The sequence below is a fragment of the Flexibacter flexilis DSM 6793 genome (assembly GCF_900112255.1).
GTDB classification, from domain to species: Bacteria; Bacteroidota; Bacteroidia; order Cytophagales; family Flexibacteraceae; genus Flexibacter; species Flexibacter flexilis.
Genome location: NZ_FOLE01000013.1, coordinates 1 through 12,591, shown reverse-complemented (window position 1 = coordinate 12,591; position 12,591 = coordinate 1). Strand labels below are relative to the sequence as shown.

The 12,591-nt window shown below is 39.6% G+C and carries 14 protein-coding genes; all 14 read right to left on the bottom strand.

From position 1 onward, the window contains the following. Window positions 1-8 precede the first annotated feature (8 nt). Window positions 9-1,115 carry a phosphoadenosine phosphosulfate reductase family protein gene (locus BM090_RS16585; protein WP_091516211.1) on the bottom strand — a complete coding sequence of 369 codons (1,107 nt, stop codon included), beginning with the start codon at window positions 1,113-1,115 and terminating at the stop codon, window positions 9-11. Beyond that, a complete protein-coding gene (locus tag BM090_RS16580; protein WP_091516208.1) occupies window positions 1,112-4,333 on the bottom strand; it encodes a hypothetical protein in 3,222 nt (1,073 codons plus the stop codon). The genes BM090_RS16585 and BM090_RS16580 overlap by 4 nt, the downstream gene beginning before the upstream one ends. Next, entirely contained in the window at window positions 4,323-5,222 is a 900-nt protein-coding gene (locus BM090_RS16575) for a DUF4007 family protein (protein WP_091516205.1), read from the bottom strand. The genes BM090_RS16580 and BM090_RS16575 overlap by 11 nt, the downstream gene beginning before the upstream one ends. 622 nt (window positions 5,223-5,844) lie before the next feature. Continuing rightward, window positions 5,845-6,240, bottom strand: a complete 396-nt coding sequence (locus tag BM090_RS16570) for a hypothetical protein (RefSeq protein ID WP_091516202.1) — start codon at window positions 6,238-6,240, stop codon at window positions 5,845-5,847. Next, complete coding sequence (locus BM090_RS16565) at window positions 6,237-6,731, bottom strand: hypothetical protein (RefSeq protein ID WP_091516199.1); 495 nt, start codon at window positions 6,729-6,731, stop codon at window positions 6,237-6,239. Before BM090_RS16565 ends, BM090_RS16570 begins: the two co-directional genes overlap by 4 nt. After that, a complete protein-coding gene (locus tag BM090_RS16560; protein ID WP_091516196.1) occupies window positions 6,728-7,537 on the bottom strand; it encodes a hypothetical protein in 810 nt (269 codons plus the stop codon). The genes BM090_RS16565 and BM090_RS16560 overlap by 4 nt, the downstream gene beginning before the upstream one ends. Beyond that, window positions 7,537-8,139 (bottom strand): DUF6549 family protein, encoded by a 603-nt coding sequence (locus tag BM090_RS16555; protein ID WP_091516193.1) that lies wholly within the window; start codon window positions 8,137-8,139, stop codon window positions 7,537-7,539. The genes BM090_RS16560 and BM090_RS16555 overlap by 1 nt, the downstream gene beginning before the upstream one ends. Next, window positions 8,136-8,663 (bottom strand): CHAP domain-containing protein, encoded by a 528-nt coding sequence (locus BM090_RS16550; protein ID WP_091516190.1) that lies wholly within the window; start codon window positions 8,661-8,663, stop codon window positions 8,136-8,138. Before BM090_RS16550 ends, BM090_RS16555 begins: the two co-directional genes overlap by 4 nt. Continuing rightward, complete coding sequence (locus BM090_RS18205; protein ID WP_143084013.1) at window positions 8,597-8,959, bottom strand: hypothetical protein; 363 nt, start codon at window positions 8,957-8,959, stop codon at window positions 8,597-8,599. The genes BM090_RS16550 and BM090_RS18205 overlap by 67 nt, the downstream gene beginning before the upstream one ends. Before the next feature lie 30 nt (window positions 8,960-8,989). Further along, a complete protein-coding gene (locus BM090_RS16545) occupies window positions 8,990-9,190 on the bottom strand; it encodes a hypothetical protein (protein ID WP_091516186.1) in 201 nt (66 codons plus the stop codon). Window positions 9,191-9,210: 20 nt separating this feature from the next. Continuing rightward, window positions 9,211-10,302 (bottom strand): DUF6712 family protein, encoded by a 1,092-nt coding sequence (locus BM090_RS16540; RefSeq protein WP_143084012.1) that lies wholly within the window; start codon window positions 10,300-10,302, stop codon window positions 9,211-9,213. A 23-nt stretch (window positions 10,303-10,325) separates the two neighbouring features. After that, window positions 10,326-11,678 carry a hypothetical protein gene (locus BM090_RS16535; RefSeq protein WP_091516181.1) on the bottom strand — a complete coding sequence of 451 codons (1,353 nt, stop codon included), beginning with the start codon at window positions 11,676-11,678 and terminating at the stop codon, window positions 10,326-10,328. Between the two features lies 1 nt (window position 11,679). Continuing rightward, complete coding sequence (locus BM090_RS16530) at window positions 11,680-12,003, bottom strand: hypothetical protein (protein ID WP_091516177.1); 324 nt, start codon at window positions 12,001-12,003, stop codon at window positions 11,680-11,682. Window positions 12,004-12,247: 244 nt separating this feature from the next. Then, a partial coding sequence (locus BM090_RS18510) for a hypothetical protein (protein WP_177199987.1) occupies window positions 12,248-12,591 on the bottom strand: 344 nt, incomplete at its 5' end.

The following is a 12,591-nucleotide window of genomic DNA, read 5'->3' as shown; positions in this document are numbered from 1 at the left end:
TTTTTCTATCAAATAAAACAACTCGCACAACCAATTCCTTCTTCATCGTCTAAAATATCAATCAAGTAAGGTGATTTGCTTTTAGCTGCATTTCGTTCCATTCGTTTAACATACTCTTCCTTCACCTGCTTTACTCTTTCTGGATGAATCAACTCTTCCAAACTTTCGTTCTGCCCCCAAGTGTAGCCATCTTTTTCGTACTCCATTGCTTTTTTGTACAAGTTGGGGTGCTGTTCGTACAACCAAATCCATTCTATTTTCTGCTGAAAAAAGCAAAAGTAACAGCCAGAGCGGCTTCTTGAATATTGACCTATTTTACCATTGATGGCAAAATCAATTTTGTTGTAATAGGCTGGCACACCAACACCGCTTTCTTCCAAGATTCTGAAAATATCATCACGAACCAATACGTCTTCATTGTCAAGCAAGGGAAATGAGTCTTCTTTTGATAAGGGATAATCAGTTGTTTTCAAAAAATCAAAAACTAATTGATTAAAGCCTTTCACATCGGTATCAAGTAAGACGTTTAATTTTTGTATTTGCGTAAATGAAGCATCAATTTTTTGGGAAATGATTTGCACTACTTTGTTTTGATATTTTCCAAAATCAATGTTTTTAGAATAGGAAATGATTTGCTCAATGTTTTGATTTGATAAAGTCTTAGCAATTACATCTTCACTCCAAATGTTTTTTCGGAAAGGAAAAATTGATTGAATATTTTTCTTTGTTGAAATATACCCTTCACGGTCTTCGTCTCCACGAATACCAACATAAGAAATAACATTATCCATTCCTACATATTTTTCAAATGGGTCAAGTTTTAATTTCTTTGTACACCAGCGAGAGTTAGAAGAAGGCAAGTACCCTCCATACATCTTTAAAAAGTGGTCAAATGGGTCTTCCGAACTATTTTCAGCACCTTTTAAGAGTTTTATTTTAATTCCGAGATAGCCTTCAAGGTTTTGAACAAGTTGATATGTTTCATCTAATTCTTTCCCAGTATCACAAGAATAGAACTCCAAATTTAATGATGGATATTTCGTCTTTATATAAATTGCTAAGGCGGCACTATCTTTGCCTCCTGAAATTCCTAAAACATGCCTTACTTTACTCATTGCAATAATTCTTTTAAGAGGTTCAACACTGCCGCTATATTTGAAGTTCTGTCGGCTCCCAATTTTTTCTTCAACGCAGACTTCAATTGCTCAATTTCTTCTGACTTATTTTTAGGAATACGAACAACTTTTGGATTTATTTCACTGAAAAATGTATCAATTTTGATTCCTATTACATCTTCAGATTTCTCATCAATATAGGCTTTTGAAATGTTAGTCAAGCTATCCAATTCCAAAATCATTGACTTGAATTTTTCGTACAATGCGATTTCATCCTCATCACTGAAATTTTCAAGCTTTTTTCCAACTACGGCTTGTGCAATAGAATTTAACCAAGCCTTTTTATCCTCTAAACCCGAATCAATTCGTTGGACAAACGTTTTTTGATTTGCTAAAAGCAAATGCTTTTTCAGCTTTGCAAAACGGTCTTGTAAATATTTTTTGTATTCGTCAAACTCAACTGATTTTCCAACAAATTCATTGCAGATAAATTCTTCAAAGCGTTTGATTAGTTCATCATAAGAAGTACGCAATTCACGAACCGCATTTTGCAAACTTGTTGTGTAGCCTTGCAGTTTTGATTTATCTTTTTGCAAAGCACTAAGCGAAGTCCCTAACGCATTTGGGAATGCATCAAAGAAAGTATCTTCGGGGTCTTTGCTCATTGCAATAGCAGTGCGAATTTTCAAAGCCGAAGATGAAAGACGTTTTGTTTGCTTTGAATATTCATGCAACTGTTTGTAAAAAACAATGAACGGTTTTATCGTTTCAATGAATGAATTGTTATCAAACTTCGATTCAGTTGAAATATTCAAGAATGTACGGTAGCTATTAAATATATCGAGCTTCACGCCTTCTATATCAAAAGTTTTAATAAAATAATTTTCTGGATTTTTGGCAATTAACTCAAGATTGTCATCCGTTATATTTGGTAGATAGCCACCTCTATTAAACAAAGCAAAATCATCTCTTCTCAAAAACAGAAAAGTCGGAACCCAAAAATCAATAAAGCCTTGTTTCAGTTTCAATGGTCGTTTGCTCAAAATAGAAACAAATTCATCAATACTTCGCTGTTCTAATTTTGCACTTTCAAGGAATTTTTCCGATGTTTTCCATAGTTCATTGAAACTTGAATTTTTGTCAATACTTGGTACAGAGAACGAATTTTCACGAATTGGCGAAATTCCGTTTTCTTTCAAAAGTGATAAGAAAATTGTCTTTTCAGGCGGAAATTTTGCATCTTCAAACCCCAAGTTTTCTTTATCCCAATTATTCGCAAGTGCTTTAAAATAGTTGCGTTTTGCGGTGTGAATTGAAGGTGAAATTTTGTGTTTGTTTACCAATTCGTTTATGAATGTCGGTGTTGCGTCATAAACAATACCACAAACTTGAGTAAGCAATTTATTGAAATCTGTTTGACTGGTAATAGTTTTTCTTACTCCTTGAAAATACCAAACTACATTCTTATTGTTAGTAAAAAGTCCTTTCCTTGTTATCTCGTGTTCAAGAATTGTAATTTGGTGCTGAACGATACTTTCCAATTCTCGTTTAGCAACCCTATCATCTTTGTTTTCTTCAATTACTTGTTGGATTTTCTCTATTTCAAATAACAAGTTTCTAATTTCAGTTGAATTTTTGAAATAACAATAAACGATAGCTTCTTTTTGATTTTTTGAAGTCTCTTCAACCTCTGAAACTGTCAATTTGCTGTTGAATATAAGATTTACAAAACCATCTATTTCGCCCGTTGGAATTTTATTTATAGGAGATTCTGAAATAATAAACTCAAAATATCTTGGCGTTCCTTTTTTGGAATAATACTGATTTGCTAATTTATGAGAAAATGAAATATGTTTTTTCAACAATGAAACAACGTCATTAACTTCCGAAATTTTTTCCCCCGCCTCAAGTAAGGCAGTTTGAATATCCAAATCCGTTCCCTCAAACAAAATATAGCGTTTGCTGTGCGAACGGAAACGAATGATTTTTTTCGTTTCAAGATTTTTGATGATTGTGCTTGCATTGGAAACACCGCAGGCGATTTCAAGGTAATTACTCAAAAAGTTATTATCTAAAATCGCTCCGCTTGCCGAGAAAATATTCAGCAAACCAATTGTTTTAACGGCATTTGAGTAATCGTTTATTTTTTCATCAAATGCTCTTTCTACTTCTTCCAACGAAGAACGGATTGAACTCCAAGCCGAAAAATCGGGATTGTATTTTGAAGTGAGAAACGAATAAAAATTGAAGTTGAGATAATCGTAAACACAACTCAAATTATAAAACGGATTTTCACGTTTGTTGAATTTCGCTAACCCTGTATGATCTGTTGATTCAAGGAATGAAAAGAGAGAACGTTCATTTTGTCCGTAGCGTTGCAGCGCAAGTGTAAGCGTATTTGCCGAAAGAATATCAAGCGGAAAAAGTTTTGTAGAAATTTCATCTAAGAAATATTTGTTGAAATTGAACGCTTTTGAAGCGACAGACAATTCCACGCATTTTTCAACTTGTGCTTTCGGGGCTTTGTTTTCAAAGTTTTCTGCAACATATTCCGAAGCCAAATACAAAAGTTGTTCAACGGGTTCGTTAAATGTAATTTCACGAAAACGACCCTTAACCTTTGTCCATTCTTGCTTTTGTGTACTTGTTAAAGCGTAAGCATACGATTCAAAACTTTGATGAACCGTAGAAATTAGAACAACATTGTACTTTGGGTTGTTGCAAAACTCCGCTAATTGTTGAATGAAATACAATTCGTTTTCGGGATTGTGTTTGCTTGCATACTCCAAAAATTTCCCGAACTCATCTAACAGCAAAAACAAAATGCCGTTGTTTTTGCCAAGAGAATAATAGCGATTGAAAATTTCAGATAAGATATTTTCGTGCTTATTTTTAGTTGTTGTTACTTCAAAAGTATCTGCAAATTGCTCTACAATCGAAGTGTAAGAACCTACAATTTTTACAAAATCAACTATAGGATTCGCAAGAAAGTTTGTTTCAAAATAACGTTTTTTCCCTCTCACACTTTGTTCAAGAGCTAAAAGAAACGAAGATTTTCCTGTTCCGTAAGTTCCAATGATATTGAACGAGCGAATACCTTTTTTAAAATCGTTCACAATTTGACCTACTACCTGTTTGGCATTTGGCGTTGGGATATAATTAAAATCCCTCTCAGTATCTCTGAGTATATTTACCGATGTTGTGAAATTATTTGCCATAGTATTTGTCTAAAATTGAAAATGCGTTCGGTTTATTCTTGAATTGCAATTCTTTTATTCCTGCGTGGTCTGTGAACGTAATGTTTTTGTCCACGATTTCAGAAATTTTGTTTATCAGTCCCGAACGATTCAATGCAAAGATTGAACCAGGACTGTTGTAGTCGTACTCAAGCGAATTTAAACTAATTGAGTTCCCATAATTTGGGTTATCTAAAATTGAAAACAATAAAACCTGTGCTAGTAATTTATCTCTGTCATTGTTTTCAATTTGATATTCTATCCTTTTTTTTATTTTGCCATTTTCATCTTTATACTCTATCTGAATGATTTTGAGCAAATCAATTTCAGAAAGTATACCAGAATAGCTATCTTCAACGTCATTATAGCCTTCATCGTTTTTGTATGTATTTACAAAAACCATAAAGTCTTTCGCTACAGTATTCTCGTTAAAATTTAATACATGGTTTATCTCCTGAATTCGCTTCAAATAATTCAAAAAAGAACCATCATTAAATATTATTTTTTCTTTCCTAAATTCATTAAATATGATACTATAGATAGATGCTATACCCGTTTTAACAAGCTGATAGTGTAGTAGCCACAAACTTGCATCATCCTCTAAAAAAGGATCATATCCCGTATCTGTATCAAAAAGCCTTATTCCAAATTCAGTAGGATGATCTTTGTTATCAATTATATTAAATGCTTTTAACCAGTAACGGATTGCAGAAACCATGTTTTTACCTACACCCAGTTTAACAACAGCATCTTCACTGTTGAATAATAACCCACTTTGAACAAAGTCAAACCCTTTTTTGAGCCAAAGTTGTCGACAATGAAATGAATCGTGCCCTGAAAATATATATTTTGATGTAGTCATTTCACTCATTATTTCTATTTAGACTTATGCCTTTATTTTATAAACTGCAAAGTAATGTATTTTTTCGGTTATAATTCGTGTATCGTACCTTCATAAATGATTTTGCACGGATATAAAAACCTTGTTTTCTAGTGGAACACTAAGTCAGTTATTGAAAGTACATGCAAAAATGCTAGTGTATGCGGTCAACAAAAAGGATTCTCCTTAATTTGAATGTAACTCTATGCTACCGAACAAAGAGCAGAAGATTTACTTCAATCAAGTAACAGACTATTTACACCTAAAACAACTAATTGTATTTATCAATATACTTAGTGTGGCAAATGATGTGGCAGTAGAATTTTAAACAAAATTCATTCAATTGATAATCAACGCCTTAAATGCAAAAAATAAAAATAAAGCTCTATTTTTTAAATAGTTATACGCAGGCACAAAACTACCCCTACCCAAAATTTTTGGCTTTCGCTGGCAATTTTCGGTTTAAATATCTCTATATAGATACAAGACGTTTGCCGAAGGAAAAAAGGGTGACATGGCATTTGGAAAAAGTGTAAAATATTTTATAAGCACCTATTTATTAGGTATTTATAAAAACAAAAATGCCGTTATAAGCAAAAAGAGCTGAACAAGGTTATTTGGCCTTGTCCAGCTCTTCTAAAACTTGCTTGAGTGCGATTTCTGCTACATCAAGGGTAACGATTTCGCGTAACCGATGTATTCGGGCGTGTATGGGGCGCGAATACCATTTCTTGGGTTTTCGTCCTCTGCTTTTCCAAACGGCTCGGTTGGTGGCTTGGGTCTCTGCTTTTCGCCGACGGCCTGCGCCCATATCCACGAAACGGCCATAGGTGTTGAACCAGAATTGCGCCGAAACTACCCCGCCCGTTTGCTGGCTTAGTTTGGTGGATAAGCTGCGTAGCAGCGCATCGGTTTCTTTGATGTTTTTGGATTTGATTTGCTGGCGCAATACCTCGACGGTGCGGTTTGCCCATTCCTGAAAGACGTTGTAAAGCTCTTGGTTTATCATGGTAGCCAATCGTCTGGATTGTAGTCTAATCGCTCGGAGGCGTAGAGTTTAAACTCTACCCTGATGCCATAACAGTTGTCAAAAACAGGCCCTACCTTTAAGAGCGGAATTTCAGAAAACTCTAAGTTTTTGAAATGGCTACGCTCGTAAGCGTCATGTATCATTTTGGCAATGATTTTCTTGGCGATGGCTTCGGCTTGGTCAAGCAACTGTACTTTGCTATCGGTATCGCTGCGGCTGTCTAATTTTCGGATTATTTGAAAAGCGCATAATTGATTATTGAAAGGATTGTCAATGTTTTTCAAATCCAATAAGCCTTCGTAGTAATCCAAGAACAGACAAAAGGCTTCCAAATCCATGTCTTTTTTTACCTCGCCAAACACTTCTTCAATGTCCATGATTTCAAAACGTTTGTTCTGCTCGGAATGCTGAATTTCGGGCAGCTTGGCGGCTACGTTTTTGAAATAGTCTTCGTATGATTGGCGTGTCATTGTTGCGTTTTAGATTTGGTTTCAAAGTAGTTACGCATCATAATATTTAGCTCGGTCAAAATCCAATGTAAATTGGTGTTGGCCGTCTTTTCAGCGTCGCCGAACTTATTGCCTGCCATTTGCAACCACACGCCTACCCAACCTTCGGATTCTGTTTTTTCCTCGTCGGTTTTCTTGAAAATCCAAGGGTATTGCTTTTCTATTTCGTTGCGGCAACCCATGAAAAAATAGAGAATAGCGGCCTTTTCGCCCTTGAGCAAAGTAGCAAATGTTTGAGCGCGGGTCGCCACTAAATTGTCGTTGAAGACTTCGCGCGGGTCGCCATTGGTATCTGGCGCATCGGGATTGAAGTCTTCGCGCTGCGGTCGATAGAGCGTAGCGCACAAGGCGTTGAGATGGCTTTCGTCTTGGGTTTGCAGAAAACGCAAAAAGTGCGTGTCTGCATTGATGAACTCGGCAAACGATAGGTTGGCCAAGGTGTCAGCGGGGCCTACGAATTGTTTTTCGTCCACGCAAACGGTGGGTAGTAAGTTGATGCAAGACTCAGGATTTTGAATAAAAGGGTCTGTCAATAGTGCCAAATCCACCCATTCAACAGGCGTTACTTTGGTCATGAAGAAGCGCAATAGCTCCAAATTCATGTGCAAGCGAAACAAAACGGGGATAATGGCTACCACTACATCGGTGTAGGGAGCTTCGCTCATCAAAAGCTCATAGATTTTGATGAGCTGGTCACGGGTAAGTTCTTGGTAGTTTTTGGGGCAAGGGTAAAATTTACCTTCTAAATAAAATCCGTTGTCTTCCATTACTTGCTAAGGGTTTGAATTTCAATTGTATCTATGCCCGAATGAGGGTTAAAAAGGAACACTTGGCATTGGATAGGTCTGGGTTTCCAGAACTTCCAACGGGGGGAGCGGCGGCCTTTGTGCGCAATGGCTGTAATGTCATTGCGCACGGAGTAATTAGTAACCCAAAGACTGTCAGTGTCCGCAATTGCGGACATCTGAAAGTATTGGTCGGCGTAGCGGTATTGCTTGAGCTGCTTGGGCAGCGAATCGCGCGGCGACATGACAAGCGTATCACGCGCAGACATGGAAGCCTTGCCCGATGTGGTAACCGACAAACGCATTACAGCCTGAACGCGTTTGATTTTGGTATCAAAAGCGCGTTCTAAGGCGGCAATATGTGCCGCGTTCAGCTCTCGAAGCGTAGCGGCTGAGAGCTGAGCGACGGGAGCGATAGCTCTTTGTTGGCCTTGTGCATTGCGCACGCGGCGCAATTGATTGTTATGCGCTAAAACAAGGTTTTCGCGCTCCGCTTCAAGGGCTGCGATTTGCTGGTGATGCCAATAGGCAGCACCAACAAAGCAGACTACGAAGAAGAGTATGTAGAAAAGGATAGGTTTCATCGGTCAATGAAATTAGCGATTTTGTAAATGGTACGTTTGGGTCGTTTTTTTCGGTACACGCCATCTCCTTGACGGCTACCTGCTTCGTTGGTGTTGCCTTCTACGGTGATTACGAATTTTCCGCCATAATCCCATTGCTCAATAAAGCCTACGTGCCCGATGCGGCCTAAATTGGTGTAGTACAAGCCGAATACATCGCCACGCTGCGGGGCGTAAGTGTAAGGCTGGCCACGGACAAAGACGGTATGGCGTTTGGGAAAAAGGGCGGGCGACCAAGCGGACTGGGGGTGCGGTATGTCATGTTGCTGCAAGCACCATGACACGAAAGCCGCACACCAAGACTGGCCGCGTTTGGCCTTGACGGAATGCAAGTACATTTCTACTTGCGTTCCGTCATTGCGGCCTGTGGCTTCTCTAATGCCGACTTGGGAAAGATAGGTTTGCGCTAAGTCGTTTCTTATAGCACCCTGACCAACAACACAAAGGCTATGAGCAAGCCAAAGTAAACAGAGAGTAAAACGCATATTCTTTGGACGGGTTTTAGGTTGATAAAATCGCACTGAAATTGTTCTACATAATAGTGGAACAATGTTCTGAAATTGAGGCGAATGCCTAACCAAACAAGGCTGTTGAGGGAGAGCATGGCGATGAGAGCAAATAGAATGATTTGCAAAATACCGACATCGTACACAATGGCGGTTGGGTCTGTTTTTCGTAGCGCGAGCGGAGAAATAAAGAAGACCAACAAAGCCATTGGTAGGCCGAGAATTTCAGGCCACAAGGCCAAGAAGCGCAAGAAACGCGGCAATAGATTTTTCATTGGATAAAGGGTTTAGAATGTAAATAATTGTTAAGGATTGGGCGGCTTTCGCTGCTTTATTTTGTCATAAATCTGCCATGAAACGAAAACGATAGACAAGGTTGTGAGCGTCAGCGATGCAATGAGCTGTACTTGTTGTAGCCCTTGAAACGAAAAAGCCCAAGCAAGAAAGTTGCAGATAACAATGGCAATATTGACTAATGGATTGGTGTGGTGATGGTTATTTTCCATTGAAAAAGAAGGGTTTAGGTTTAAAATAAATGAACATGTTTGGTTGGGTCTTGCTCAAATCGGAGTGTCTGACGGTCTGCAAAACAGGGGCTATCCTTATACAGTGGATAGGTTTCTGCATTTTTTTGCAGAAAATTATCCAACTGGGTTAAGTAGCTTTCGCCTTCTTGCTCCAGCTCTTTTTTGACGCTGTCAAGTCGTTCTAACTCTGCGGGTTGCTGCACCTTGACGGTTTGGGAATTGTTGTTGTTAAACAAACTAATACCCGTATCGTCGAGTGTAACAGAAGACTCCAGAAGTGCGCGGCTCATGGCCAGCAGCGCAATGGCGGGTTTGATGTATTCAAGCAAAGCCGCATTTTCGGGGCTAATGTTACCTTGCAAGTGCTGTTGCTTGATTTCTGCGAAAAGCGGAATACAGGTTACTTGCTTGATTCGCTGCTCAGTTCGTAACATAATGCCTGCGATTTTCAGGTAAGTGAGTCGCGGATAAACGATGTTTAGCGCGAAGAACGTCTGCAACTCAGCAGCGGAGCTAACGAAACACTGGCGGGCTTGTAAATAGGCCTCCGATTGATGCCAATTATAGACCTCTTTGTTCTCGTACAAGAATTGTAAAGAGGTCTCAAGCCCCAAAAATCCACTGGCACGACAGCTTTTTTCCAAATCGTTGATTTGCCAACCGAAAGCCGTCTTTTTGCCCTCGCTTACATTGAGGCGAATGCCACTGGAGGAGATGTCCAGTTGAGCGATAGGAATGTATCGCTCAAATCCTAAGTGCGCCAAAGGCAATTTTGCGTAAGGCATGAGCAAAAGCATTTGGGCGTGCGTAGGAATGAGTGGAATAAGCGGAATCGGGGTAGCTTCTGGATTGCTATTATTTTCGTCGGTAATGGCTGTATTTTGGGCGATAATCGCCTCAAAAGCAGCCTGATAAGCGACTTCATCATTGGCCAACAGGAGCAAATTCAGCAGTTTATTGCCTAAAATAGGCAATAAATGTAGCTGTTGCGCCTGCCATAAATGGCTCTGAATGAGCTTTAGCTCAAGCGAGGCATTGACGGGCAAATATTGCTGAAAGTCGTTTTTTTCGACAAATAGGGTTTCCATCATGGCATTATCAGACGTGTTTAGGTTTATTGAGGAATATTAGTATTTCGCTTGCTGGCGGTCACGTTGTCAAGCGTTTGGAGAATAGGCCGTTTGAAACGGAATGCAATGTCCGAACCCCATTCGTTAAAATCGCGGATAAAATGAAGTGGCCCAAGCAGCAAGTCTTTTTCCATTTCAATGAGCGACTGATAAATATTGAAGGCTTCGCGTGCATCAGAACCAGAACCACTGCCCATGCCTTTGCCTGGTGTCGAACCAATCAAAGAGCCATGTACGCCGAGTGCGTAGAGCAAGTGAGAGCTGGCCTCTTGGCTGTCTTCGATGTACTGGCCATCTTTCATCTTGTCGCCCAACGAAGTAATTACCCAACCATCGTAGTTTTTGCCTGTCTGCGGGTCTGTTTTGAAGGTGGTAAAAATGGATTTACCTGCATTTTCCGAACCCGACATGACCTTTTCAAACTCATCCACTTCTTTGCTCATCAAAGCTCTGCGTTCTGGTTCGGTCATGTTGAGGAAATTCTTGTATTTCCACACCCACCAGTCTTGTGATATGGCCACATGGTATTTGATGGCCGTGATATTTTTCATCAAGGCCTTTTTGAATACGGGAATGTGATTGGCGAAATCCAACCAGCCTGATGTGCGTAAGCAATTCCAATCGGCCAATTGATAATACACGCGGTCGGGCGTAGGATATGAACTTGGATAAATGAATTTGAAAAACTTTTTCTTGCGCACCTCTTCTGGCAAATCGTACAAGTCGATGGCATCAACGGTTTGCGTTTCCTTTGAGTTGTACTTTGCGCCGCTATCCCAATTAGGAGATATGTAACACTTCTCAAGTGCGCCTTTGGCATTTTGCTTTGCCCAACGACAAAAAGCGGCTTTTTGCGGCCTTAATGAAACAATCGTTTTCTTGTCTTTGGACAAAATCATCTCAGAAAACACGTTGTAAAACCAGTAGAAATCAGTGATGGCACTGGCTAAATACAGCTCAATTTTGCTTTCATTGAGAAACTTATTGATAGTGCTGTTTTTGCTGTTGGGCAAAAAGATAGCGTCGCCATTGTCGTTGTAGTCGTATGTGCCGTATTGAATACCACCCGCATACAATGCTCTGGCTTTCCAGTTGAGCGTGGAGGAAACAAGCGAGTTTTGTCGTGCGTGCTTGAGTACATTTTGGGGAAACTGGTTGTCTTCTCCCCAGTAAGCAATGGGTTCACTGCTGTTGCTTTTTTCTTTGACCGTTGGAGCGGTGGGTTTAGCTCCAGCACTGTTTGTTGCTGTTGCTCCAACGGTAGCGAAAGAAACGGCGCCATACACCGAATCAAGAAAAGCGAAATTGCCGTCGTTTGAAATGTGTTTTTCTGCCATGTTAAGAACCGTATCTGACGGGGATACCGTTAAAATGAGTGATAAGTCTTATGTGTATAGTAATGAGTCTTTTACCTCTTTTGTCGAAAAGCAATCGTGTAGCGTTGGCATCGTTTTTAATGTTTCGCTTTTTTTTGCTGTTGTTATAGACCTTACTGGCGATTTTTGCAGCCTTAGAAGGTTGGTGTTTGGCCAAAATAGCCTCTTCGAGTACAATACGTTGCCCAGCAACACCCGTTTGTTGGTTTGCTGCAATGACCGTAATGGCAAAAGGTTTAGGAACGTCCATTTGGTCGAGCACGAATTTGAGAGTAAGCAGATTCATGTGTGCAAATAGGCGAAGGTGTAAGGAGAAAAAAAGGACAAGTGTAGTAGTTGAGTTTATGGGCAAAAAACCCTTTTGCGTTTCGAGGAAGCCGCCAGTACATAATACCAAATGAGACTTCTTATTTGAGTATTGTGATAGTGGTGTCTGAGGAGAACGCGAGCGCGGCCCAAAAAAGCCCTCCCAACGTCTAAAAACGCTGTAAAGGGCTTTATCATTGAAATTTGAGGGGTTTTAAAGGGTTTTAAAACAAGGAACTTACAGCATAAGGGTTGTCGCCTTCATCTTCAAATTTTATATCTTGTACAGCCTCTGGTGTGCCGTCTTGGATACTGCGCAAATACTCGGCGTACTCTTTATATTTAACGGCTTGTTTGTAACTTATAAATTCCTGCTCGTGGTAAGGTGTCGTATAATGAACCGATTCACCTAAACAAGAATTTATACAAATACCGTTTTCAAGTTCCATATATACACAGCCTGTCAGCTCGTCAAATCCTACTATTTTAATTGCTTCGGCGGTGGCGTTTTCGGCATAAGCTGCAAAGAGTTTTCCAATGCCTACCGATTCGCGATAAGGTATATAAG

Excerpts from the sequence above, each read along its gene's own strand:
- BM090_RS16550 (WP_091516190.1), bottom strand. The coding sequence starts at position 8,663 with ATGCGTTTTACTCTCTGTTTACTTTGGCTTGCTCATAGCCTTTGTGTT.
- BM090_RS16570 (WP_091516202.1), bottom strand. The coding sequence starts at position 6,240 with ATGATAAACCAAGAGCTTTACAACGTCTTTCAGGAATGGGCAAACCGC.
- BM090_RS18205 (WP_143084013.1), bottom strand. The coding sequence starts at position 8,959 with ATGAAAAATCTATTGCCGCGTTTCTTGCGCTTCTTGGCCTTGTGGCCT.
- BM090_RS16560 (WP_091516196.1), bottom strand. The coding sequence starts at position 7,537 with ATGGAAGACAACGGATTTTATTTAGAAGGTAAATTTTACCCTTGCCCC.
- BM090_RS16555 (WP_091516193.1), bottom strand. The coding sequence starts at position 8,139 with ATGAAACCTATCCTTTTCTACATACTCTTCTTCGTAGTCTGCTTTGTT.
- BM090_RS16575 (WP_091516205.1), bottom strand. The coding sequence starts at position 5,222 with ATGAGTGAAATGACTACATCAAAATATATATTTTCAGGGCACGATTCA.
- BM090_RS16565 (WP_091516199.1), bottom strand. The coding sequence starts at position 6,731 with ATGACACGCCAATCATACGAAGACTATTTCAAAAACGTAGCCGCCAAG.
- BM090_RS16580 (WP_091516208.1), bottom strand. The coding sequence starts at position 4,333 with ATGGCAAATAATTTCACAACATCGGTAAATATACTCAGAGATACTGAG.
- BM090_RS16540 (WP_143084012.1), bottom strand. The coding sequence starts at position 10,302 with ATGATGGAAACCCTATTTGTCGAAAAAAACGACTTTCAGCAATATTTG.
- BM090_RS16545 (WP_091516186.1), bottom strand. The coding sequence starts at position 9,190 with ATGGAAAATAACCATCACCACACCAATCCATTAGTCAATATTGCCATT.
- BM090_RS16535 (WP_091516181.1), bottom strand. The coding sequence starts at position 11,678 with ATGGCAGAAAAACACATTTCAAACGACGGCAATTTCGCTTTTCTTGAT.
- BM090_RS16530 (WP_091516177.1), bottom strand. The coding sequence starts at position 12,003 with ATGAATCTGCTTACTCTCAAATTCGTGCTCGACCAAATGGACGTTCCT.
- BM090_RS16585 (WP_091516211.1), bottom strand. The coding sequence starts at position 1,115 with ATGAGTAAAGTAAGGCATGTTTTAGGAATTTCAGGAGGCAAAGATAGT.